Annotated in this window: 22 protein-coding genes; 11 read left to right on the top strand and 11 right to left on the bottom strand. The window is 74.7% G+C overall.

Features of this window, described 5'->3' with window-relative positions; translation table 11 throughout:
* Positions 1 to 16: 16 nt before the first annotated feature.
* From AC0OO9_RS06165 to AC0OO9_RS06175, 3 genes are all read left to right on the top strand, one after another.
* The gene (locus AC0OO9_RS06165) at positions 17 to 412 is read left to right on the top strand and encodes a response regulator (protein ID WP_132236139.1); all 396 of its coding nucleotides are present in this window, start codon (positions 17 to 19) and stop codon (positions 410 to 412) included.
* Positions 413 to 498: 86 nt separating this feature from the next.
* Positions 499 to 1,545, top strand: a complete 1,047-nt coding sequence (gene trpD / locus AC0OO9_RS06170; protein ID WP_484516205.1) for an anthranilate phosphoribosyltransferase — start codon at positions 499 to 501, stop codon at positions 1,543 to 1,545.
* A gap of 146 nt (positions 1,546 to 1,691) precedes the next feature.
* A complete protein-coding gene (locus tag AC0OO9_RS06175; protein WP_132236135.1) occupies positions 1,692 to 1,895 on the top strand; it encodes a hypothetical protein in 204 nt (67 codons plus the stop codon).
* Between the two features lie 142 nt (positions 1,896 to 2,037).
* Here AC0OO9_RS06175 and AC0OO9_RS06180 read toward each other — a convergent pair whose 3' ends face one another.
* Together AC0OO9_RS06180 and ctaC are read right to left on the bottom strand one after the other, a co-directional pair.
* Complete coding sequence (locus AC0OO9_RS06180) at positions 2,038 to 2,466, bottom strand: cytochrome c oxidase subunit 4 (RefSeq protein WP_484516206.1); 429 nt, start codon at positions 2,464 to 2,466, stop codon at positions 2,038 to 2,040.
* Between the two features lie 10 nt (positions 2,467 to 2,476).
* The gene (gene ctaC, locus AC0OO9_RS06185) at positions 2,477 to 3,448 is read right to left on the bottom strand and encodes an aa3-type cytochrome oxidase subunit II (protein ID WP_132236131.1); all 972 of its coding nucleotides are present in this window, start codon (positions 3,446 to 3,448) and stop codon (positions 2,477 to 2,479) included.
* Positions 3,449 to 3,637: 189 nt separating this feature from the next.
* Here ctaC and AC0OO9_RS06190 point away from each other — a divergent pair, with 189 nt between their 5' ends.
* A complete protein-coding gene (locus AC0OO9_RS06190) occupies positions 3,638 to 4,789 on the top strand; it encodes a cysteine desulfurase family protein (protein WP_484516208.1) in 1,152 nt (383 codons plus the stop codon).
* Positions 4,786 to 5,019 (top strand): sulfurtransferase TusA family protein, encoded by a 234-nt coding sequence (locus AC0OO9_RS06195; RefSeq protein ID WP_132236127.1) that lies wholly within the window; start codon positions 4,786 to 4,788, stop codon positions 5,017 to 5,019. Before AC0OO9_RS06190 ends, AC0OO9_RS06195 begins: the two co-directional genes overlap by 4 nt.
* Positions 5,020 to 5,130: 111 nt before the next feature.
* On the opposite strand, the gene AC0OO9_RS06200 is transcribed toward AC0OO9_RS06195, so the two are convergent.
* The 3 genes from AC0OO9_RS06200 to AC0OO9_RS06210 form a co-directional block, all read right to left on the bottom strand.
* Entirely contained in the window at positions 5,131 to 6,108 is a 978-nt protein-coding gene (locus AC0OO9_RS06200) for a carbohydrate kinase family protein (RefSeq protein ID WP_484516211.1), read from the bottom strand.
* Between the two features lie 170 nt (positions 6,109 to 6,278).
* A complete protein-coding gene (gene erpA / locus AC0OO9_RS06205; protein WP_091104634.1) occupies positions 6,279 to 6,647 on the bottom strand; it encodes an iron-sulfur cluster insertion protein ErpA in 369 nt (122 codons plus the stop codon).
* A gap of 164 nt (positions 6,648 to 6,811) precedes the next feature.
* Positions 6,812 to 7,951 (bottom strand): glycerate kinase family protein, encoded by a 1,140-nt coding sequence (locus tag AC0OO9_RS06210; protein ID WP_484517867.1) that lies wholly within the window; start codon positions 7,949 to 7,951, stop codon positions 6,812 to 6,814.
* Positions 7,952 to 8,019: 68 nt separating this feature from the next.
* On the opposite strand from AC0OO9_RS06210, the gene nadA reads away from it, so the two are divergent.
* The 3 genes from nadA to AC0OO9_RS06225 all read left to right on the top strand — a co-directional run bounded on the left by nadA (position 8,020) and on the right by AC0OO9_RS06225 (position 11,469).
* Positions 8,020 to 9,219, top strand: a complete 1,200-nt coding sequence (gene nadA / locus AC0OO9_RS06215; RefSeq protein ID WP_484516212.1) for a quinolinate synthase NadA — start codon at positions 8,020 to 8,022, stop codon at positions 9,217 to 9,219.
* Between the two features lie 167 nt (positions 9,220 to 9,386).
* The gene (gene murA / locus AC0OO9_RS06220; RefSeq protein WP_484516214.1) at positions 9,387 to 10,787 is read left to right on the top strand and encodes a UDP-N-acetylglucosamine 1-carboxyvinyltransferase; all 1,401 of its coding nucleotides are present in this window, start codon (positions 9,387 to 9,389) and stop codon (positions 10,785 to 10,787) included.
* Positions 10,788 to 10,860: 73 nt separating this feature from the next.
* Complete coding sequence (locus AC0OO9_RS06225) at positions 10,861 to 11,469, top strand: DUF3043 domain-containing protein (RefSeq protein ID WP_421452319.1); 609 nt, start codon at positions 10,861 to 10,863, stop codon at positions 11,467 to 11,469.
* An 82-nt stretch (positions 11,470 to 11,551) separates the two neighbouring features.
* Here AC0OO9_RS06225 and AC0OO9_RS06230 read toward each other — a convergent pair whose 3' ends face one another.
* From AC0OO9_RS06230 to AC0OO9_RS06245, 4 genes are all read right to left on the bottom strand, one after another.
* Positions 11,552 to 12,514 carry an ABC transporter ATP-binding protein gene (locus AC0OO9_RS06230; protein ID WP_484516215.1) on the bottom strand — a complete coding sequence of 321 codons (963 nt, stop codon included), beginning with the start codon at positions 12,512 to 12,514 and terminating at the stop codon, positions 11,552 to 11,554.
* On the bottom strand, positions 12,511 to 13,326 hold the full coding sequence (locus tag AC0OO9_RS06235; protein ID WP_311411539.1) for an ABC transporter permease: 816 nt from the start codon (positions 13,324 to 13,326) through the stop codon (positions 12,511 to 12,513). The genes AC0OO9_RS06230 and AC0OO9_RS06235 overlap by 4 nt, the downstream gene beginning before the upstream one ends.
* Positions 13,319 to 14,170, bottom strand: a complete 852-nt coding sequence (locus AC0OO9_RS06240; protein WP_484516217.1) for an ABC transporter permease — start codon at positions 14,168 to 14,170, stop codon at positions 13,319 to 13,321. The genes AC0OO9_RS06235 and AC0OO9_RS06240 overlap by 8 nt, the downstream gene beginning before the upstream one ends.
* 2,718 nt (positions 14,171 to 16,888) lie before the next feature.
* Positions 16,889 to 17,251, bottom strand: a complete 363-nt coding sequence (locus tag AC0OO9_RS06245; RefSeq protein ID WP_484516219.1) for a hypothetical protein — start codon at positions 17,249 to 17,251, stop codon at positions 16,889 to 16,891.
* Positions 17,252 to 18,524: 1,273 nt separating this feature from the next.
* On the opposite strand from AC0OO9_RS06245, the gene AC0OO9_RS06250 reads away from it, so the two are divergent.
* Positions 18,525 to 20,552 (top strand): WG repeat-containing protein, encoded by a 2,028-nt coding sequence (locus AC0OO9_RS06250; protein ID WP_484516221.1) that lies wholly within the window; start codon positions 18,525 to 18,527, stop codon positions 20,550 to 20,552.
* A gap of 58 nt (positions 20,553 to 20,610) precedes the next feature.
* Entirely contained in the window at positions 20,611 to 21,609 is a 999-nt protein-coding gene (locus AC0OO9_RS06255) for an aldo/keto reductase family protein (RefSeq protein ID WP_421452334.1), read from the top strand.
* A gap of 200 nt (positions 21,610 to 21,809) precedes the next feature.
* Here AC0OO9_RS06255 and AC0OO9_RS06260 read toward each other — a convergent pair whose 3' ends face one another.
* Together AC0OO9_RS06260 and AC0OO9_RS06265 are read right to left on the bottom strand one after the other, a co-directional pair.
* Positions 21,810 to 22,607: a site-2 protease family protein gene (locus AC0OO9_RS06260; RefSeq protein WP_484516223.1), complete on the bottom strand. Its 798-nt coding sequence runs from the start codon at positions 22,605 to 22,607 to the stop codon at positions 21,810 to 21,812.
* A complete protein-coding gene (locus tag AC0OO9_RS06265) occupies positions 22,607 to 22,807 on the bottom strand; it encodes a hypothetical protein (protein ID WP_132236111.1) in 201 nt (66 codons plus the stop codon). Before AC0OO9_RS06265 ends, AC0OO9_RS06260 begins: the two co-directional genes overlap by 1 nt.
* A 191-nt stretch (positions 22,808 to 22,998) precedes the next feature.
* On the opposite strand from AC0OO9_RS06265, the gene AC0OO9_RS06270 reads away from it, so the two are divergent.
* Positions 22,999 to 23,199 (top strand): hypothetical protein, encoded by a 201-nt coding sequence (locus tag AC0OO9_RS06270; RefSeq protein ID WP_121400450.1) that lies wholly within the window; start codon positions 22,999 to 23,001, stop codon positions 23,197 to 23,199.
* Positions 23,200 to 23,228: the final 29 nt, after the last annotated feature.

The raw sequence follows: 23,228 nt of genomic DNA on the forward strand, positions 1-23,228 counted from the left end.
GAAGCGGAGTGCCGGCATGAGCGATCGTCTTTGCACCGTCCTGCTCTACAGCGACGACCCGGAGGTCCGCGACCGGATGCGGCTCGCCGTCGGGCCGCGCCCCGCGCCCGGCCTGCGGGTCGAGTTCGTCGAGGCGTCCGACTACGCCGAGTGCGTCCGGCTCGTCGACGACTACGAGATCGACCTGCTGGTGCTCGACGGCGAGGCGAGCCCGGGCGGCGGCATCGGCATCGCCCGGCAGATCAAGGACGACCGGGCCGACGCCCCCCCGACCTGCGTGGTGATCGCCCGCGCCGCCGACCGGTGGCTCGCGGCGTACGCCGAGGTCGACGCCACCCTGGTGCACCCGCTCGACCCGGTGACCACCGGCACCACGGTGGCCGAGCTGCTGCGGACGCACGCACCCGCCTGACGTCCCCCGCTCCGGCCCGCCACGGCGCCGGGCCGACCGGTGCCGGTTCCATCCCACCCGCATCTCGCACGCTCGGGAGGCCCGCCTTGGGCGATCGGACCTGGCCGCACCTGCTCAACGCGCTGCTGCGCGGCGAGGAACTCGCCACCGCCGACACCGCCTGGGCGATGGGCGAGATCATGGCCGGCTCGGCCGCCCCGGCACAGATGGCGGGCTTCGTCGTCGCGCTGCGCGCCAAGGGTGAGACCTCGGCCGAGCTGGCCGGTCTGGTGGAGGCGATGCTCGGCCGGGCGGTCCCGGTCGAGCTGCCCGACGAGCTGCGCGCCACCGCCCTCGACGTGGTCGGCACCGGCGGTGACCTCGCGCACACCGTGAACATCTCGACCATGGCCTCGCTGGTGGTGGCCGGCGCCGGTGTCCGGGTGGTCAAGCACGGCAACCGGGCGGCCTCCTCCTCCTGCGGCACCGCCGACGTGCTGGAGTTCCTCGGCGTGCCGCTCGACCTGGGCCCCGAGGGGGTGGCCCGGTGCGTCGCCGAGGCCGGCATGGGCTTCTGCTTCGCGGCCCGGTTCCACCCCGGGATGCGGCACACCGGCCCGGTGCGCCGGGAGCTGGGCGTGCCCACGGTGTTCAACTTCCTCGGCCCGCTGACCAACCCGGCGCGGCCCCGCGCCGGAGCGGTCGGCTGCTTCGACGCCCGGATGGCCCCGGTGATGGCCGGCGTCTTCGCCGCCCGGGGCGACTCCGTGCTGGTGATGCGCGGCGAGGACGGGCTGGACGAGTTCACCACCGCCGCGCCGACCCGCATCTGGGCGGCCCAGGGCGGCGTCGTCAGGGAGTCGCTGCTGGACGCCGCCGACCTCGGCGTACCCCGGGCCACCCTGGCCGACCTGCGCGGCGGTGACGCCGCCTTCAACGCGGACGTGGTCCGCCGGCTGCTGGCCGGCGAGACCGGCCCGGTGCGCGACGCGGTCCTGGTCAACGCGGCGGCGGCGCTCGCCACGCAGGGCCCGCTCGACGGCGACCTCACCGTGGCCCTGCGGGCCGGGCTCGACCGGGCCGCCGAGTCCGTCGACTCCGGGGCCGCCGCCCGCGTCCTCGACCGCTGGATCGAGGTCGCGCGCTCCCTCTGAGCCCCGGGCCTCGCCGAAGGTTGTCGGACCCCCGTAGGAAACTACAGCTGAGTAGTTCCCACATCCGTCCTGCGCCGTCGAGCGCGGCGATCCCCGTCGGGCGTGTGCGACAACACCCCGCGGGACCGGAGCGAGAGGAGACGCCCGTGTCGGAGCGCGAGCTCTACTGCGACACCTGTGAGGGCGTCGAGCCGTTCGAGGCGCCGCCGTGCGCCGACGGCCACGGCGCCGACTGCCCCGAACTGGTCTGCACGGGCTGCGGCGCGGCCGTGCTCGTCCCCACATTCACGCTCCGCCTGGCGCGTCCGAGCGGCCGGCACCGCCCGGCGAGCCGCCGCCGCGCCGCCTGAAACCGGCACCGCTGAGCGGGCGTCCATCCCCGCACGGTGACCGCTCAGCGCCGCCGCACACGTCCCGCGCCACCCGTTCCACGCCGAAGGCCCGCCTCCCCGGGGAGGCGGGCCTTCGGGACGTTCGCGGGCGACCGAGCGATCAGTGCTCGGCGGTGCGCCGGGTGCCGCTGTAGTACTCGAACAGCAGGCCGCAGACGGAGAACGTGACCGCCAGCATGCCGAGGCCGAGCAGCCAGAACTGCCAGAACGCGAGGCCGAAGCCGGCCATCCCGACGGCGATCGCCAGGCCGAACGGCCAGTAGCTGCCCGGGCTGAAGAAGCCGATCTCGCCCGCGCCGTCGGCGATCTCGCCGTCCGGCCGGTCCTCCGGCCGAAGGTCGATCCGGCGGGAGACGAACCAGAAGAAGCCGCCGCACATCGTGCAGAGCAGGAAGCTCAGCAGCAGGGCGACCGTGCCGACCCACTCGACCTGGCCGCCGGAGTCGGCGGCGGTCCACCCGCCGTAGAGGAAGGTGGCGAAGAGCAGGAACCCGGCGATGACCAGGAAGATGCGCCACTCGGTCTTCATGCCCGATCCCTCAGCTTCCCGCGCCAGCCGGCGCGTCGTCCGGGTTGAAGTTGGCCTCGGTGCGACGGGTCTCGAACGGCTTCGTGGTCTTCGCGTACGGGTCCTCGCCGATGGCCGTCAGCGCCTCCTGCGTGGACCTGCCGTCCCGCTTGGCCGCCAGGAACTGCTCGTACTTCTCCGGGGAGACGACCCGCAGCTCGAAGTTCATGAAGGCGTGGTAGCTGCCGCAGAGCTCCGCGCAGCGGCCGACGTAGGCGCCCTCGGACTCCAGCTTCGAGACCTCGAAGACGTTGCGGATCTTGCCCGGCATGACGTCGCGCTTGAACAGCAGCTCCGGCACCCAGAACGAGTGGATGACGTCGCGGCTGGTCTCCTCGAACCGGATGGACCGGTCGGTCGGCAGCACCAGGATCGGGATGACCTCGCTGGTGCCGAGCACGGAGGCGACCGTGTTGGCGTCCTGGCCCTGACCGTCGCGGTAGTTGAACTGCCAGTTCCACTTGAACGCGACCACCTCGACCGTGACGTCGGGGTTCTTGGTCGTCCGCACCACGTCGGTCTGCACGACCGCCGTGTAGTAGAACAGCACGGAGACGATCAGGATCGGCGCGATGGTGTAGAGGAACTCCATCGGCATGTTGTAACGGGTCTGCACCGGCAGCTCGTTGCCCCGCTTGCGGTAGCGCACGACGCACCAGAAGATCAGGCCCCACACGAAGACGCCGACCGCGAGCGCCGCGATGCACGAGGCGATCCACAGGTCGTACATCCGGTGCGACTCGGGCGTGATGCCGCCCTGCGGCCAGCCGAAGCCGCCGAACGCCGCGCCGACGTCGCAGCCCGTGAGCAGGACCAGCAGCGCCGCTCCGCCGAGACCGAGCCCGGCGATCCGACCGGCACCACGTCCCCGGCGCCCACCGGCTCCTGGGGAAGCGCTGTGCCGTACGGCCGACGGCCGTACCTCCGAACTCCTTGCGACCACCTGGTCCTGCCTCCCTAGCGCGCCGCGGTGTCTTGTCCCTGCCCTCCGCCTGCGGAGCGACAGCACCAGCGGCAAAGGCGTCACCGACGGTCGCAGATTACTCGACCATGACGGGCTGGACCGTGTTGGGGTCGCTGTCGGCCCCCATCGGGGGGATCTTGGGCATACCGGCGCGATACGTTGGCTTGCGTGAGCGCATCCCCGGTCTACCTGGACGCGGCCACCGCCGCGCCGCTGCATCCGGTCGCCCGGCAGGCGCTGCTGGCCGCCCTCGACGACGGCTGGGCCGACCCCGGCCGGCTCTACACCCAGGCCCGCCGCGCCCGTCAACTCCTCGACGCCGCCCGCGAGGCCTGCGCGCAGACGCTCAGCGTCCGCGCCGACGAGCTGTCCTTCACCCCCAGCGGTACGACGGCCGCGCACTCCGCCGTGCTGGGGGGCCTGACCGGCCGGCGTCGGGTGGGCGCCGCCCTGGTGCACTCCGCGATCGAGCACTCGGCGGTGCTGCACGCCGCCGAGAGGCACGTCGCGGCGGGCGGCACGGCCACGTCCGTGCCGGTGGACCGGCTCGGCCGGCTCGACCTGGACCGCTGGGCGGCGGCGGTCCGGGCGCCGGGGGTGGCGCTGGCCGCGCTGATCGCCGCCAGCCACGAGGTCGGCACGCTCCAGCCGGTGGCCGGGGCCGCGCGGGAGTGCGCCGAGGCGGGGGTGCCGCTGTACGTGGACGCCGCCCAGGTGGTGGGCCGGGCCCCGGTGCCGGCGGGCTGGTCGGTGCTGACCGCCAGCGCGCACAAGTGGGGCGGGCCGCCCGGGGTGGGGTTGCTGGTCGTGCGCAAGGGCACCCGCTGGGAGTCGCCCTGGCCGGCCGACGAGCGGGAGGCCGGTCGTACGCCGGGCACGCTCAACCTGCCGGCGGTGGTGGCGGCGGCGGCGAGCCTGCGCGCGGCGGCGGCCGACGCGGCGGCCGAGGCGGCCCGGCTCGCGCCGCTCGTGGCCCGGATCCGGGACCGGGTGGCGGCGGAGGTGCCCGACGTGGAGGTGGTGGGTGACCCCGACCACCGCCTGCCGCACCTGGTGACCTTCTCCTGCCTCTACGTCGACGGCGAGGCCCTGCTGCACGCGCTCGACCGGCGCGGGTTCGCCGTCTCCTCGGGTTCCTCGTGCACGTCGTCGACGCTGCGGCCGTCGCACGTGCTGGAGGCGATGGGGGTGCTCTCGCACGGCAACGTACGGGTCTCGCTGCACCGGGAGTCGACGGAGGCCGACGTCGAGAGGTTCCTCACCGAACTGCCCGGCGTCGTGGCGGGGCTGCGCGCCGAGGCCGGGGTGGTGGGGCTGTGACGGCGCCGGCGGAGATCCTCGACTGCCGCGGTCAGCGCTGCCCGCTGCCGGTGATCGCGGCGGCCCGGCGGCTGCCCGAGCTGCCCGTCGGCACGGTGGTGCGGGTGCTCGCCGACGACCCGGCCGCGGCGGTGGACATCCCGGCCTGGTGCCGGATGCGTGGCCACGAGTTCCTCGGCACGATCACCGGCCCGGACGGCCCCGCCTTCGACGTCCGCCGCCGCCACTGACCCGTATGGCGCGGGGCCCGACCGCACCACGCCGCCGATGCCGGGTGGCCGCCGGGGGCGTTCCTGCCCACTCCCGGCGGCCCGACGGACGCGACCAGCGCCGGTGTCACCTCACGGTACGAGGTGCGGGCGGACGTCCTCGGCGGCGACGTCGCCGTACGACTCGGCCAGGCGCTTGACGAACAGGTCGCGGCGGACCTCGTACTCCTGGGTGCCGACGGTCTCCAGCACCAGCGTGGCGAGCAGGGAGCCGACCTGGGCGGCCCGCTCCAGCCCGAGCCCCCAGGAGAGGGCGGTGAAGAAGCCGGCCCGGAAGCCGTCGCCGACGCCGGTCGGGTCGATCGCCTGGGTCTCCCGCGCGATCGGCACGTGGATCCGGTCGAAGTCCCGCCCGGCGATCTCCACCCCGTCCTTGCCCAGCGTCGTGACCCGCACCTTGACCCGGTCGAGCAGCTGCGCGTCGGTCAGCCCGGCCTTGCTCTGCAGCAGCGACTTCTCGTAGTCGTTGGTCATGAGGTACTCGGCGCCCTCGATCAGCCCGACGACGTCCTCGCCGTCCATGCGGGCGAGCTGCTGGGACGGGTCGGCGGCGAACCGGTAGCCGCGCTCCCGGCACTCGGCGGAGTGCCGCAGCATCGCCTCCGGGTCGTTCGCGCCGACCAGGACCAGGTCCAGCCCGTCGAGGCGGCGGGCCACCGGCGCCAGCTCGATGTTGCGTGCCTCGCTCATCGCCCCGGCGTAGAACGAGGCGATCTGGCACATGTCGGTGTCCGTGGTGCAGACGAACCGGGCGGTGTGCGCCACCTCGCTGACGTGCACCGAGTCGCAGTCGACGCCGTGGCGCTCCAGCCAGGAGCGGTAGTCGGCGAAGTCCGCGCCGACCGCGCCGACCAGGACCGGGCGCAGGCCGAGCTGCCCCATGCCGAAGGCGATGTTGGCCGCCACCCCGCCACGCCGCAGCACCAGGTCGTCCACCAGGAAGGAGAGCGAGACCTTGTGCAACTGATCGGCGATGAACTGGTCGGCGAAGCGACCGGGGAAGCTCATCAGATGGTCGGTGGCGATCGAGCCGGTCACGGCGATCTTCATGTCAACCCTCGGGGTCGGGAGCAGGGCGCCGGTCAGCCTACCGGCCCGGCCCCCTCAGGATGACCGGTCGGTCGGCCCCGGGTCATCTTCCCGACGGCTCGTTCCCGACCGGAAGACGACGGCGGGGCCGCCCCGGAGGACGGCCCCGCCGTGGTCAGCGGAGGTCTGGCTCAGCTGAACGAGTCACCGCAGGCGCAGGAGTTGCCCGCGTTGGGGTTGTCGATGGTGAAGCCCTGGGCGTCGATCCGGTCGGCGAAGTCGATGGTGGCGCCGGCCAGGTAGGGGGCGCTCATCCGGTCGACGACGACCTCGACACCGTCGAAGTCGGTGACGACGTCACCGTCGAGCGAGCGCTCGTCGAAGAAGAGCTGGTACCGCAGGCCGGAGCAGCCACCCGGCTGCACGGCGACCCGGAGCCGCAGGTCGTCGCGGCCCTCCTGCTCGATCAGGGCCTTGACCTTCTGCGCCGCGACGTCGGTGAGGACGACGGACGTGGGGGCCTTGGCCTCGGTCGACTCGGTCTGCGCTGGCGTGGTCACGTGAAATCTCCCTGCGCGGTTGGGTCCGGACGCAACTGGCCAACATCTCCTGTCGCCCAGCCATTCCCGGTGTGGTCCAGATCCGATCGTACGCCGCCACGGCCGGCCCCACCCGTCCGGCGTGACCAGGGCCGCCGTCCGGCGCGCCCCCGCACGGGCCGTGGTCAGCGGCTCCACTGCCGGGCGAGCCGGGTGCCGAGCGCCCGCAGCCCCTCGGCCGGGCGCTCCATCGCGGCGGCCAGCCCGCCGCGTTCCTCGCCCCCGAAGTGCTCCACCAGGCTGTACGCGTCGGTCACCCCGGCCGCCCCGGCCTCCCGCCGCCCGGTGCTCACCCGACCCGCGACCACCACGCAGGGCACGCCCCGGTCCCGGGCGGCGCCGGCCACCCCGGCCACCACCTTGCCGCGCAGCGACTGGTGGTCGAACGAGCCCTCCCCGGTGATCACCAGGTCGACCTCGTCGAGGGTGACGTCCAGCCCGATCGCCCGGGTGACCAGGCCGATGCCCGACTCGCAGTGCCCGCCCAGCGCCAGGACGGCCGCGCCCAGCCCGCCGGCCGCGCCGCCGCCGGGCAGCGCGCCCAGCCGTTCGGGGCAGCCGGGCAGGTCCCGCTCCAGCACGGCGGCGAAGCGCTCCAGCGCGGCGTCGAGCAGCAGCACGTCGGCCCGGTCGGCGCCCTTCTGGGGGCCGAACACGTTGCTGGCCCCGTGCAGCCCGAGCAGCGGGTTGTCCACGTCGGTGGCGGCCACCAGGCGGGCGTCGCGCAGCCGGGGCGCGCCGTCGAGGGCGTCCGCCGCGCCGAGCGCGCCCCCGCCGTACGGCAGTGCCTGGCCGGTGGCGTCCAGCGGGGTCACGCCGAGCGCGGCGAGCATGCCCGCGCCACCGTCGTTGGTGCCGGAGCCGCCCAGCCCGATCACGACCGTCCGGGCGCCGGCCTCCACGGCGGCGGCCACCAGCACCCCCAGCCCGTACGAGGAGGTGGTCTTCGGGTCCCGCTCGGCCGCGTCGAGCAGGTGCAGCCCGCACGCCTGGGCGCTCTCCAGCCAGGCGGTCGCACCGCCGTCCGTGAGCAGGATCTCACCGGTCGTCGGGCGGCCCAGCGGGTCGACGGTCGGCACCGGGAGCCGGCGCCCGCCCAGGGCGTCGGAGAGCACGTCGATGAAGCCCGGCCCACCGTCCGACAGGGGCCGCACGAGCAGGTCGTCGCCGGGCGCGACCTCCCGCCAGCCGGTGGCCACGGCGTCGGCGACCTGCGGGGCCGGCAGGGTGCCGGCGAACTTGTCCGGACAGAGCAGCACGCGCATGCCGAGCAGTGTGGCAGCACACACCGCTGGAGGCTGCGCCGAGGCCGCACTGTGGGACCATGGGGCACGTGACTTCGACCTGGGTGGAACCCTCCAACACCGCGACGGCACTGCTGCTGCTCGGCCGGGGCAGCGACCCCGCCACGGAGCGCGGCGTCGAGTGTCCGGGTGATCTGCCGGCGCCCAGCGACCCGGACCTGGTGGCCCGGGCGACGGCGGCGAAGGCGGCGCTGGGCAGCAAGGTCTTCGTGCTGGGGCACCACTACCAGCGCGACGAGGTGATCCAGTTCGCCGACGTGACCGGCGACTCGTTCAAGCTGGCCCGCGAGGCGGCGGCCCGGCCCGACGCGGAGTACGTCGTCTTCTGCGGCGTGCACTTCATGGCCGAGAGCGCCGACATCCTCACCTCGGACGCGCAGAAGGTGATCCTGCCCGACCTGGCCGCCGGCTGCTCGATGGCGGACATGGCGGTGCTGTCACAGGTCGAGACCGCCTGGGACGTGCTCACCGAACTGGGCATCGCGGCGGAGACCGTCCCGGTGACGTACATGAACTCCTCGGCGGACATCAAGGGCTTCGTCGGCCGCAACGGCGGCGTGGTCTGCACCTCGTCCAACGCGAAGCGGGCGCTGGAGTGGGCGTACGAGCAGGGCTCGAAGGTCTTCTTCTTCCCCGACCAGCACCTGGGTCGCAACACGGCGGTGCTGGAGATGGGCTTCTCGCTGGACGACTGCGTCCTCTACGACCCGCACAAGCCCAACGGCGGGCTCACCCCGCAGCAGCTGCGTGACGCGCGGATGATCCTGTGGCGCGGGCACTGCTCGGTGCACGGCCGCTTCACGCTGGACAGCGTCGACGACGTGCGGGAGCGGGTGCCGGGGGTGAACGTGCTGGTCCACCCGGAGTGCCGGCACGAGGTGGTCACCGCCGCCGACCACGTCGGTTCGACGGAATACATCATCAAGGCCATCGAGGCGGCCCCGGCCGGCTCGGCGTGGGCGGTCGGCACCGAGCTGAACCTGGTCCGCCGGCTCGCGCTGGCCCACCCCGACAAGCAGATCATGTTCCTGGACAAGGCCGTCTGCTACTGCTCGACCATGAACCGGATCGACCTGCCCCACCTGGTCTGGGCGCTGGAGGAGCTGGTGGCCGGCCGGCTGGTCAACCAGATCACCGTCGACCCGGACACCGCGCACCACGCCCGGGTGGCGCTGGAGAAGATGCTGGCCCTGCCCGCGGCCGACACCCCGCCGCCCGCAGCGAGCTGATCACCCTCCGTAGCAGTATTGGCACGGAAAAGGGTCCGATCACCGATTAGTACCCTCAGGGACGATGTGACCGGGTCCATGATCGTCACCGAGGGCTATGCTGCCGGTGCGACGACTCACGCGGGCCGTTTCGACATGGCCGCATTCCGGGTAGCGATGACTATCGCGTGCCCCACCATCAACACGGCAGCACCGACGCGCTGGAGGTTGCGTTGACCGACGACGTCCTGGTCGTACACGGAGGTACCCCGCTCGAAGGGCGGATCCGCGTGCGCGGCGCGAAGAACCTGGTCTCGAAGGCGATGGTCGCCGCCCTGCTGGGTGACAGCCCGAGCCGACTGTTCGACGTACCGAAGATCCGCGACGTCGAGGTGGTCCGGGGCCTGCTCGGCCTGCACGGGGTCAAGGTCACCGACGGCGGGGAGGACGGCGAGCTCGTCTTCGACCCGGCGAACGTGGAGAGCGCCAGCACGGACCAGATCAACGTGCACGCGGGCTCCAGCCGGATCCCGATCCTCTTCTGCGGGCCGCTGCTGCACCGCCTCGGCCACGCCTTCATCCCCGACCTGGGGGGCTGCCACATCGGGCCGCGCCCGATCGACTTCCACCTCCAGGCGCTGCGGGAGTTCGGTGCGACGGTCGAGAAGACCCCGGAGGGGCTGCACCTGTCGGCGCCCAACGGGCTGCACGGCACCAAGTTCGCCCTGCCGTACCCGAGCGTCGGCGCGACCGAGCAGGTGCTGCTGACCGCCGTGATGGCCGAGGGCGTCACCGAGCTGCGCAACGCCGCGGTGGAGCCGGAGATCATCGACCTGATCTGCATCCTGCAGAAGATGGGCGCGATCATCAAGGTGCACACCGACCGGGTCATCGAGATCCAGGGTGTGCCGAGGCTGCACGGCTACACGCACCGGCCGATCCCGGACCGGATCGAGGCGGCGAGCTGGGCGGCGGCGGCGCTGGCCACCCGCGGCCACGTCGAGGTGCTCGGCGCGCAGCAGGCCGACATGATGACCTTCCTGAACATCTTCCGCTCCGTCGGCGGCGAGTACGAGGTCACCGACGCCCGGCCGCCGAAGCTGGGCGACCCGGGCCAGGAGGGCGGGATCCGGTTCTGGCACCCGGGCGGCGAGCTGCACGCCGTGGCGCTGGAGACCGACGTGCACCCGGGCTTCATGACCGACTGGCAGCAGCCGCTGGTGGTGGCGCTCACCCAGGCCCGGGGCCTGTCCATCGTCCACGAGACGGTCTACGAGCAGCGGCTGGGCTACACCGAGGCGCTCAACTCGATGGGCGCCAACATCCAGGTCTACCGGGACTGCCTGGGCGGCACGCCGTGCCGCTTCGGCCGGCGCAACTTCAAGCACTCGGCGGTGATCGCGGGGCCGAGCAAGCTGCACGCCGCCGACCTGGTCATCCCCGACCTGCGGGCCGGTTTCAGCCACCTGATCGCCGCGCTGGCCGCCGAGGGCACCTCCCGCGTCTACGGCGTGGACCTGATCAACCGGGGCTACGAGGACTTCGAGGCGAAGCTTGCCGACCTGGGCGCGCACGTCGAGCGCCCGTAACGTCGACCACTCCCGTACGCGCCCGGTGCACCGCGATGTGCACCGGGCGCCGTCGTTTGGCTACCCTTTCCGCGTGCCGTCGCTGTTTCGCCGCAAGTCCTCCGACCTCGTCGACGAGGCCGTCACCCCGGTGACCCCCGACGAGGAGTCCACGCCCGCCCAGCCCCGGGGCTACACCCCGAGCAAGAAGGAGCTGGGCAAGGCCACCCCGAAGCGGCCGACCGCCGGCCGCCGGCCGGCCGCGGCCACCAAGCCGCTGACCAAGGAGGAGCAGCGGGAGCGCAAGCGCCAGCTGCGCGCCGAGGCGGCGGAGGAGTTCCGTCGTGAGGGCGGCCCCCGCGACCGCGGCCCGGAGCGGCTGCTGGCCCGCAACGTGGTCGACTCCCGGCGTACGGTCGGCACCTGGTTCTTCGGTGGGGCGCTGATCGTGCTGATCGGCTCGAACGCCGCGATGCCGCCGGTCGTCCGCCTGGTCTCCAACATCCTCTGGGGCGCGCTCGCCCTGGGTGTGGTGGTCGACTCGCTCCTGATCTCGCGCAAGATCCGCAAGCTGGTCAGGGAGCGTTTCCCGAACACCGGGCAGCGGATGGGCTCGCTCTACCTCTACGCCATCATGCGGTCGATCACCTTCCGCCGGATGCGCGCCCCCGCGCCCCGGGTGAACATCGGCGACCCGGTCTGAGCCTGCCGCTCCGACGGCCCCTACCGCCCCGCGGTACGGGGCCGTCGCCGTCGGGGCCCCGGCGGCTGGCCCTGCGGCGGCGTCAGCGGCTGCCGTAGAGCCGTGCCACCACGTCCTCGATGTCCGGCTCGACGATCGAGACGTCCCGCAGCGCGCCCAGCCCGGCCAGGGCCGCCACCACCTCGGCCACCCCCGCCGACTCCAACGCGAAGACCAGCCGGTGCCCGTCGGCCTCCTGGCGGTGCAGCGGCGCGCCGGGCAGCACCGGCGGCTCGGCCAGCGGGGCGTCCAGGTCGGCGACGAGCAGCCGGCGCGACCCGTACCGCTCGTGCAGCGCGGCGATCGACCCGTCGTGCACCACCCGCCCGTGGTCGACCACCACCAGGCGCCGGCAGAGCCGCTCGATGTCGGCCAGGTCGTGCGTGGTGAGCACCAGCGTCGTGTCCCCGGCCCGGCCCAGCTCGCCGAGGAAGCCGCGGACCGCCTGCTTGCTGACCACGTCGAGGCCGATGGTGGGCTCGTCGAGGAAGAGCACCTCCGGGCCGTGCAGCAGCGCGGCGGTCAGCTCGCCGCGCATCCGCTGCCCGAGGGAGAGCTGCCGGACCGGGGTGTCCAGGAACGGATCCAGGTCGAGCAGGCTCCGGCAGCGGCGCAGCCGGGCGGCGTGCGCGGCGGCCGGCACCCGGTAGACGTGCCGCAGCAGCGCGAACGAGTCGCCCAGCGGCAGGTCCCACCAGAGCTGCGAGCGCTGGCCGAAGACCACGCCGACGCGCAGCGCGAGCCGGGTCCGCTCGGCCACCGGGCGCAGGCCGCACACGCGTACCTCGCCGGCGGAGGGCGTCAGCACGCCCGTGAACATCTTGAGCGTCGTCGACTTGCCGGCGCCGTTGGGCCCGATGTAGCCGAGCATCTCGCCGCGCGCCACCCGCAGGTCGATCCCGTCCACGGCGGTGACCCGCCGCTTCTCCCGCCGCAGCCGGCCGGTGCGCACCCGGACGGTGAACTCCTTGCGCAGCCCGTCGGCCACGATCACGTCGTCGCTCACGACCCCGTACTCCGGTAGTGGCGGACCCCGGTGCGCCAGGCCGCCGCCGCACCGACGGCCGCGACCAGCGCGACGGCCGGCGCGGTCCAGCCGACCCACGCCGGCAGGCCGAGCGGGTCGGCGCGGCCGAGCAGCGCCAGCGCCGGGTGGTAGCTGACGAAGGCGAAGCCCAGGCCGTACGCGAACACCGCCCGGAACCAGCCCTCGAAGACGGTGACCGGGTACGAGGTGAAGTCCCGCCCGCCGTAGGTGACCGAGTTGGCCAGCTCACCCGAGTCGACCCACCAGAACGAGACGGTGGCGGTGGCCACGAAGACCGACCCGAAGAAGACCACCCCGGCCAGCGGGGCGAGGACCACCAGCAGCGCCCGCGCCGGGGTCCACTCGACGCCGGCGGAGCCGACCGCGACGACCAGCACGGCGAGGCCGAAGACCGCCCGGGACACCTTGCGCAGCGGCAGGTCCATCAGCAGCAGTTGGGGCAGGGCGCCGAGCGGGCGGACCAGCACCGCGTCGAAGAGCCCGGTGCGCACGTACCGGGGCAGCCGCTCGATGTTGCCCACCAGCAGGTCGGCGACGGCGAACGCGCACGTCGAGAGGCCGACGACCACAAGCGTCTCGCGCAGCGTGAAGCCGCCCAGCTCCCGGGTGACCCCGAAGATCACCAGTACGGTCAGCACGTCGAAGACGGTGGACCCGACGTTGCCGACCACGTCGATGACGAACGAGGTCCGGTACGCCGTCTGCGCCCGGGCCTGCGCGCCGAGCAGCGCCCGGTACGCGGCCAGCGCCCCGCCCGACGTCTCAGCCACCCTGCACCACCAGGCGGCGTTCCGCGCGTCGCTGCACCAGCCGGCAGGCGGCCAGGATCAGCACCGCCCAGGCGAGCTGGAGGCCGACCAGCCCGACCTGCGTGCCGGTCGGGTCGCGCTCGACCAGCACGTCGAGCGGGGTCTGGAGCAGGCTCGGGAATGGGGTGCCCAGCCAGAGGACGAGCTGGAGCCACTCCGGCAGGAAGCGCAGCGGGAAGTAGAGCCCGGCGAGCACGCCCGACGCGAGGGTCCAGAGGATCACCGGCCCCCGGACGTCCTGCAACCAGTACGCGGTCGCGTTGACCAGGAACCGGCAGCCGAAGCAGAGGACCACGGCGACGACCGCGGAGAACGCGAAGATCGGCAGGGTGGCCCAGCGGCGGGGCACGTGGACCTCGAAGAAGAGCGGCCCGACCAGCACCGGCGGCAGGAACCGGACCAGCGCGGCGTGGCCGGCGCGACCCAGGTCGGCGGCGAGATGGCTGGTCACCGGGTGCACGGGCCGCAGCAGGTCGCTGGCGACGTCGCCGGTGCGGATCCGGTCGGCCAGCTCGGTCCAGCCCCAGAGCAGGACGACCGCCAGCAGGCCCTGGCCCACCCAGACGAAGGTGGCGAGCTGCCCCCGGTCGTACCCGGCCACCGTGCCGGCCGCGCCGACCGCCGCGAGCAGGACGTAGCACCGCAGGAAGCCGAAGACCGTGTTGGTCACGACGCCCGCCAACGACGCCTGCCGGTACGTGGCGTAACGGCGGAAGCCTGATCCGGTTATAGCCTTAAATGTCCGGAACCATAGGATAACGTTTGGGGCGGTGGGCGGTGCCACAGTGGCGGTGAGCGAGCCCACGCCGCTACCCTCCTTCCGCAGCCACGCCGTACCGGAGGGGCGACTCTACCGGCACGTGGAGCGCCCAGCGCGACAATTTCCAACGAGGTGACATCGCCGTGAGCGAGCGGACGCGGGCCGGCCACCGGGGCTCCGCCGTGAGCGGACGGACGCCAGCCGGGCACCCGGGCGCGCCCGCCTGCCGGCGGCTGGCTCCGGGCGTTCCGCCTACCCTCCGTGGCGACAGGGCAACCGGATGAGCCGCTACTCCGACCACTGGCACGACTCCGGCGAACCGGCCTGGATGATCGAGCCCACCACCGAGTGGCACCCGCAGTTCCCCGGCCAGCGCTACGCGGGCGACATCGGCGTCGAACACGCACCGGCCGCGCCCCGGGGCCGCTCCGCCGTGGGCCGGGCCGAGGTGCCCCCGCTCGCGCCCACCCGGCCGGACGGGACCTACATCGGCCGGTCGTGGGACGACCTGCCCGACGGGCGGCCCGGTCGGCACGACGCGTGGCACGGCCAACCGGACGGCCCCGACGCTCGTCGGTACGGCGACGAGTCGTACCGCCGCCCGCCCGCCGAGCCGCGCCGGCCGGACGACCGGCAGTGGCCGCCCCGGCAGGAGCCGCCGCACCGCAACGACCGGGGTCAGTTCGACGCCCCCGGCCGGCCCGTCGACTCCCCCCGACAGCGCGACCACGCAGGTCCCGACCGCTACGACAGCCGCACCCCCCGGTACGAGCCGGCCGGGCGGGACCGCCCCGTCTCCCCCGCCGGCCGGCCCGAGCCGGGCTGGCTCCCGGAGCCCGACGAGGACACGCCGCCCCGCCGCCCCGCGGCGTACGAGCGCCCGGACACCGGCTACGACCGCCGGCAGGACCCGGGCCACGACCACCGCCCCGGGCGCGTTCACGACCGCCCGGTCGCGTCCAGCCACGACCGCCGGGCGGAGACCGTCGACGACCGCCAGGCGGACGCTGACGGGCGCCGCTACCAGTGGGCGACCCCTGCCCCGGAGCCCCGCCTGTCCGACGGCCAGCGTGAGCGTCCTTTTGACGGGCAGCGGGAGCGTCCGGTCGACGGGCAGCGGGAGCGTCCGGTCGACGGGCAGCGGGAGCGTCCGGTCGACGGGCAGCGGGAGCGTCCGGTCGACGGGCAGCGGGAGCGTCCTTCCGGCTCCCAGTGGGGGCGTTCGGCCGCCGCGCAGCCGGAGCGCTCCGCCGACTCGCAGTGGGACCGCAGCCCCGGTGGACGGGGCCGCGAGGCCGGCGTACCCGCCGACGGGTGGCCGCGCCCCGACCGGGCCCCCGCCGGGCAGCAGGCGCCTGCGGACGGCCAGCGGCGGCAGCAGGAGCCCGAGGAGCGCTGGCGGGCGCACGAGGCGGCGCGTGCCGAGACGTACCCGGAGCGGGGACCGCGCGGGGTCGCCCGGCCCGACGCCCCTCGCCAGGCCGAGGCGTACCGGGGACACCCGCAGCAGGACGGCGTCCTGCCCTGGCCCCCGGCCGGCCCCCTGCGCCCCAATTCCGACCGGGACGCGGCGCGGCGCGCCGAACCCCGCCCCGAGCACCGGCGACCGGCCGACCGCCCCCAGGACGCCGCGACCCCGCCGCTCCCGCCCGGGTACGACCAACGGCCGCAGTCCCCCACCTACGGCTCCCCGACGACGTCCGGGCCGCAGGCCCCCGGACCGGCGGGCTTCCGGGCCCCGGCCCGGGACGTTCCGCCGCCGGGCCGCCCCGTCTCCCCCGCGCCGGCCCGCGACCTGCCACGCTCCGACCGGCCCGACCCGACCGCGCCGGTCCACGGTCGGCCGGTGTCGCCTGCCGGTCCTCTGTCCGGGCCTGTCTCGCCTGCCAACCCGGTCTCACCCGCCGGGCCCCTCTCCAGGCGAACGGCGCCGGCGGGTCCCGCCCCGGCCCCGGCGTCTCCGGCGGGTCCGACCATCAACCGCCCGGTCTCGCCGGCAGGCCCGGACGGCCGCCCGGTGTCGCCGGCAGGCCCGGACGGCCGCCACCCGGTATCGCCGGCAGGCCCGACCGTCGGCCGCCACCCGGTGTCGCCGGCAGGCCCGGTGGATCAGGTGGTAGGGCGGCCGGTGCCGCCGGCGGGTCCGGCCACCGGCCACACGCCCCGCCCGGCCCCTGAGGACGACGCCGCGCCGATCTCGGCGCCTCCCGCCGCCCGACCGCGCCTGGAGTTCCTGCCTGCGCCGGAGGCAACCGCCAGCAGGGTGTCCGGTCCGGCCCCGGACGCGGCCCGGCCGGCGACTGCCAGCGCGGCGCCTGGTCCGGCCCCGGAGACGACCGTCGACGCGGCCGGTCCGGCCCGCCACACGACAGCCAGCACGGCACCCGGCCCGGTCCCGGCACACCCAGGACCGGCCCGGCCGGACGCACCGACGCCGCACCCGGGCACCGGGCACGGCGAAGCCCGGTCCGTGACCCAGCCCCCGGCCCCCACGCCGTCCGGGCAGCCGTCCGCCACCCGTCCGACCGCACCGCACCGCTCGCCGGAAGCCCCGGGAGCCGCAGGCACGGCCAGGCAGGACGTCCCGGCACCGCAGGCGCCCATCGCGCCCGACAGGCCCAGGCGGTACGTCCCGCCACCGCCGAGCGGCCCGCCCACACCGGCCGCTCCGCCGCCTCCCCAGGCACCTACCCCGAGCGGACCGGACGCCTGGTTCCGACCGTCCCGGCCCGTGGCACCTGCCCCGGTCACGCCGGACGGCTCTCAACCGGCCGGCCAGGCTGACCCGCCCCCGACCACCACGCCGCCCCTGGGCGGCACGCCAGCGCAGAGTGGCACGGCGACTCCGAGCAGCACGGCGGCGCAGAGTGGCGCGGCGGCGTCGAGCGGCGTGTCAACTCCGAGCAGCACGGCCCCATCGAGCGGCGCGCCGGCATTCAGCGAGGTGGCGGCCCCGAGTGGTACGGCACCAAGCGGCACGGTGGCTGCAAGCGGCGTGTCGACTCCCCACAGCGCGTCGGGCGTAGACGCCGTGCCGACCCGTGCCCTCGACGGGTCGGTCCCGAATCCTCCCGATGGCGGTGCCGCCTCGCCCGAACCTGCCACCTCGTCGTCGGCGAGATCCACGTCGCCGTCTCACGACCACCCGGAACCGCCGACCGAGGTCGCCCCGGCGGAATCGGCCCCGGTCCCGCCGGCCATCCCACCGGCATCCGGCCCACGGGTCGTACCGGCGACAGCGCCGGCACCGCCCGCGTCCTCGCTTTCCGAGCAGGTGTCCGGTCCGCCCGCTGAGCCGACATCGCCCGCGCCCACCCTTCCCGCGTCGGTACACGGTTCGCCCGCTGGGCCGGCGCCTTCCGCACCCGACCCGGTGTCCGGTCCGCCCGCCGGCCCGACCTCCGCGCCTGCCCCGACGTCCCCTGCGCCTACCGTCCCGACGCCGCCGACCGTTCAGGAACCGACGCCGGCGGACCCGACGCCGTTCGCCGTCCCGCCGGAGCAGCCGGTCTCCGCACCGCCCGCGTCGTCCGTCCCCGCAGCGCCCGCGCCACCCATCCCCGCACCGTTCACGCCGCCTGTGCCCGTGCCCGCACCGTCCACGCCGCCTGCGTCCGCGCCGCCCGTGCCCGCACCGCCGCCCGTCTCCGCACCGTCCGCGCCGCTGGTGCAGAGCAACTCCGCAGCGCCCGTCTCCGCGCCTCCCGGGCAGACCGACTCCGCGCCGCGCCCGGTCTCCGCAACTCCTGCCCGGCCGGTGTCGGCACCACCGTCCGGCCCGCTGGTCGCAGCGCCGGTCGTACGGCCGGTGCCGGAAGCACCGACGGCGGCAGCCCAGACACAGCCGACCGGGCCCGATCCCGTTACGGCGAATGGAACCGCCCCGACGGCAGCGGCACGGTACGAATCAGCGCCGCCGCCCTACCTGAACGCGGCGGACACGGACACGTCGGCCCCGCGCATGGACGGGCACGCCACCACTTCCACGCTCGAACCGGTCGAGCGGACGCTGAACGAGCTGGCTGCGCCCACCGGTGGAACACCATGGTTGTCACCGAAGGCTCTTGACACCCGTGGTGTTCCACCCGCCGCGACCGATCCGCGTTCCGTGTCCGCTCCGCCCGTCGGCGCTGCGACGCCGGTGTCCACAGCGCCGGTCTCCCCCGTCGCCGGCCCTCCGGCCGAGCGGGCGGAGGCGTCCCGGGCCGGTTCTGTCGGGCCGGCCGCCGGGACGAGCGAGCCGGTCCCCGCCGCACCGGCCCCGCGTCCTGTCTCCGCGCCACCGGCCCAACCCGTCGACGCGCCGCCGGTACCGCCTGTTTCGGGGCCGCCCGTCGCGTCAGATACGTACGCGCCTGCGCAGGACGCGTCCGCCACTACCGCCACACAAGCCGACGCGGTGTCGGCCCCGCCGGGCGAGCCGGTCTCCGCTCCGCCCGCCGCGTCGGCGCCGCCCCCGCCCAGCGTCCACGGCGCGTCGTCGCAGGCGCCGCAGCCTGTCACCGCAGCCGCCGCAGACCTCGTGCCGGCCCGGCCCGTTTCCGCGCCGCCGACAGCCCCGGCACCGCCCACGGACGCCTCGCCGGTACCGCCCGCCTCCGAGCCGTCGGCGCAGCCGGTGTCCGCGCCGCCTGTCGCCGCTTCGCCCGCCTCCGAGCCGTCGGCGCAGCCGGTGTCCGCGCCGCCTGTCGCCGCTTCGCCCGACGCCGTGCCCTCTCTCGCCACGCCGCCCGCCGCCACGCCGCTCGGTGGGCAGGTGCCATCGACGAGCGCGGAACAGCCCTCCGCGCCCCGCACCGCCGAATCAGCCATCGCCGCGACGAACACCCCCGAACCCCACGCCGTCGGAGCCAGCGCCGCCGAACCACGGGCCACCGAACCGAGCACCACCGAGTCACGGGCCGCCGAACCAGGCACCACCGGACCGAGCACCACCGGACCACTGGCTACCGAACCGCGCACCACCGAACCACGGACCACCCAACCGAACGCGGCCGGACCACCGGCCGACGGACCACAGGTCGACGGAACACGGGCCGATGGAACACGGGACGCCGACGTGGGCAGCGGCGGACCACGGGCCGCCGGGATGCCTGTCGGGTCGCGGGACGCCGGGCACCAGAGCGCGGCGCAGGGCGATCCGGAGCAGGTGCTGGCGAGCTACCGATGGCGGCTCGATCCGGCCACCCTGCGGGAGATCGTGGAGGAGCCGGACGAGTTCCGCACCATTCGGCGGCGGCTGACCGAGAAGCTGGGCGCGGCCGTGGACAACAAGTCGCGCGCCCGGCTGCTCAGCCTGCGGGCGGTGGTGTCCCGGATTCTCGGCGAACTGGACGACGCCCTTGCGGACGGTCGGCTCGCGCTCACCTACGCCGAGGCCACCGGGGAGCTGCGGCGTACGGCGGTGGCCCAGGCCCGGCTGGCGCACGTGTTGCGCTGGCGCGGCGAGTTCGTCGAGGCCGACCGGCTCTTCGCCGAGGCGAACTCCACGGAGTTGCCACAGCGGCTACGCGCGGTGCTGCACGAGCACGCCGGGCGGTCCTGCTACGACCAGGGCCGGCTGATGGAGGCCTGTCACCACTTCGAGCGCGCCCTGGACCTGCGTGGCACCGAGGACCCCGAGTTGCAGGCCCGGATCCGGCTGAGCCTGGACGCGGTGGCGGAGCGGGTCGCGGAGACGGGCTTCGGGCCGTACCCGCGCAGCCGCGAGGAGGTGCTGGAGCGTGACCGGCCCCCGATGCCGGCCCGCGACGGCGACCTGTGGGGTTTCTCCGACCCGGACGGCGACCTGGTCATCGCGGCCGAGTACGCGGAGGCGCAGCCGTTCCGCGACGGGCTGGCCTGGGTGCGGCGCCCCGAGACCGAGCGGTGGTCGCTCATCGACCGCGCCGGCGCCACGGTGCTCGAACCGTCGTACCCGGTGGTCCGCTCGTTCTCCGACGGGCTGGCCTGGGTGTCCGACGGCGGCGACGCCGGCTGGGTGGCGATCGACGCCACCGGCGAGGTGGTCGTGCCGCACGGCTTCGCGGACGTACGCCCGTTCCAACGCGGCGTGGCCGTGGTCCGCCGCGACGGCTGGGGTGCGGTCGACCGCAACGGCCGGATCGTGGTGCCCACCCGGCACCACGGGTTCGCCACCGTCCTGGCCGACGGCCGGTACGTCGACGGCTTCACCGAGGAGGGGCTGGCCGTGGTGGAGGTGGCCGGCCGGCGCGGCGTGGTGAACCGGGCCGGGAAGGTGCTGGTGGCGCCCAGCTATCCGGCGCTGGTCGTCCACCCGGTCGCGTTCCTGGTCGGCGACGGCACGGGCCGCTGGGGCGCGCTCGACCGGCGGGGCGAGCCGCTCATCGAGCCGGTGCACCGCGACCGCGACGAGGTCGTCGCCGAGATCGAGCGGCTGCTCGTCGACACCAGCCCCGTGCTCTGAGCGACACGGAGGCCCGCCACGAGGGGTGGGCATGATCGGAACGGGCTAGGGTCGACTCATGGAATTCCGTCACCTGGGCCGTTCCGGCCTGATGGTCAGCGAGATCTCGTACGGCAACTGGATCACCCACGGCTCGCAGGTCGAGGAGGACGCGGCGTTCGCCTGCGTCCGGGCCGCCCTGGACGCCGGCGTCACCACCTTCGACACGGCCGACGTGTACGCGGGCACCCGCGCCGAGGACGTGCTGGGCCGCGCGCTGGAGGGCGAGCGGCGCGAGGGGCTGGAGATCTTCACCAAGGTGTACTGGCCCACCGGGCCGGGCCGCAACGACCGGGGCCTGTCCCGCAAGCACATCATGGAGTCGATCAACGGCTCGCTGCGCCGGCTGCGCACCGACTACGTGGACCTCTACCAGGCCCACCGGTACGACCACAGCACGCCGCTGGAGGAGACGATGGAGGCGTTCGCCGACGTCGTGCACTCCGGCAAGGCGCTCTACATCGGCGTCTCCGAGTGGAAGGCGTCGGAGATCCGTGAGGCCCACCAGCTCGCCCGTGAGCTGCACATCCCGCTGGTCTCCAACCAGCCGCAGTACTCGATGCTCTGGCGGGTCATCGAGTCCGAGGTCGTCCCCACCAGCGAGGAGCTGGGCATCGGGCAGATCGTCTGGTCGCCGATCGCGCAGGGCGTGCTCTCGGGCAAGTACCTGCCGGGCCAGCCGCCCCCGGCCGGCTCCCGGGCCACCGACGAGAAGTCGGGCGCGGGCTTCATCTCCCGGTTCATGACGGACGAGGTCCTGACCCGGGTGCAGCGGCTCAAGCCGCTGGCCGAGCAGGCCGGGCTGAGCATGGCGCAGCTCGCCGTCGCCTGGGTGTTGCAGAACCCGAACGTCTCCTCGGCGATCGTCGGCGCCTCCCGCCCGGAGCAGGTGCACGACAACGTCAAGGCGGCCGGCGTGAAGCTCGACGCCGAGCTGCTCAAGGCGATCGACGAGATCGTCGACCCGATCGTCGAGCGCGACCCGGCCCGCACGGAGTCCCCCGCCGAGCGCCCGTGACGCGTCCCGGCCCGGGCCGGCCCGTACAGGGCCGCCCGGGCCGGACCGCGTCACCACAGGCCACCGCACAGCGCCACCACAGGCCGCCCGGCCCGCGCCGCCAGGCCGGACCGTGCCGCCAGGCCGGATCGTGCCGCCAGCCGGGTCGTGCCGCCAGCCGGGTCGTGCCGCCAGGCCGGGTCGTGCCGGCGGGGCGCGGGTCAGCCCTGCCAGAAGCGGATCAGGTCCAGGCCGAGGGCGTACAGCCACGGGGGCAGGCCGAGGAAGTCGCCGACGGCGAAGACCCCGTCGAAGAACCAGCCGCCGATCCGCGGGTTCCACAGCAGCGCGAACAGCAGGATGAAGCCGAACGGGGCGAACAGGTCGTACATTCTGCGCCACTGCGGGTTCAGCCACGGCTGGATCATGTTGCCGCCGTCCAGGCCGGGCACCGGGAGCAGGTTGAGCACGCTCGCGGTGAGCTGGAGGAACGCCAGCAGCGCCACGGCCGCCCAGAACTCGACCGGCCCGCCGCCGGCCGCCCCGAGGCGTACGGCGAGCACCAGCACCAGCGTGAACAGCACGTTGGTGGCCGGGCCGGCGAGGCTGACCAGGGTGTGCCTCAGCCGCCCCGGGATGGCGTGCCGGTCCACCCAGACCGCCCCGCCGGGCAGGCCGATGCCGCCGAGCAGCACGACCACCACGGGCAGCGCGATCGACAGCAGCGGGTGGCTGTACTTCAGCGGGTTGAGCGTCAGGTAGCCCCGGTGGGCGACGCTGCGGTCGCCGGCCCGGTAGGCGACGACGGCGTGGGCGTACTCGTGCAGGCAGAGCGAGACCAGCCAGCCGGACACGACGAAGAGGAACACGTCGAGCCGGACGTTGCCGAACCCGTTCCAGGTGAGCACCCCGCTGGTCACGAAGAGCGCGACCAGGGCGAGGAAGACGGGGCTGGGCCGGAACGCCGCCCGGGGCACGCCGAGCACCAACGGCTCGCCCCCCGGGCGGTCGCCGGCCATCACTCCGCCGGAGGCAGCAGGCTCATGCGGTAGTCCACCCGGTCGTCCTCCACGAGCGCGACCGAGGTGACGCCGGACGCCGCGAGCTCCCGCCAGGCCTGACCGATCCAGGACTCGGCGTCCGCCTGGCTGCTGAACGACTCCGCCGGCCCCTCGACCGACTCGCCGTTCGCGCCCTCGTACCGCCAGCTCCACGCCATGCCGCGTCTCCCCTCGCCGCTGATGTCCCGTGGGACGAACCCCCGCCAGCGTAGTCGGCCGCGCGCGGGGCGGCCCGACATCCGTACGCCGGGCGGGCGGCGCAGGGTTCCCGGGCCCCTGTCCGGGTATGGGCCTCCTGACGCGCGACGGGGGCGGTCGCCGACCGCCGACGGGCCTGGAGGAGGCGACGATGGACGAACCGCTGCACGACAAGGACACCGAGGCGCTACGGGCGATGGCGGTGCGCGGCGGCATCGTGGGAGCCGCGCACATGGAACGGGAGGACCTGCTGGACGCCCTCGTCGCCCGCCCCGGGGAGGGCGCCTGGCAGGAGGACCCGAAGCCGGCGGCGGTCAACCCCAACGACTTCCAGTACCAGACACCCCGGTAGCCCGCCGCCGCCCCGCCGGGCGGCCAGCC

It is taken from the genome of Micromonospora sp. USAFONa4, assembly GCF_057197825.1.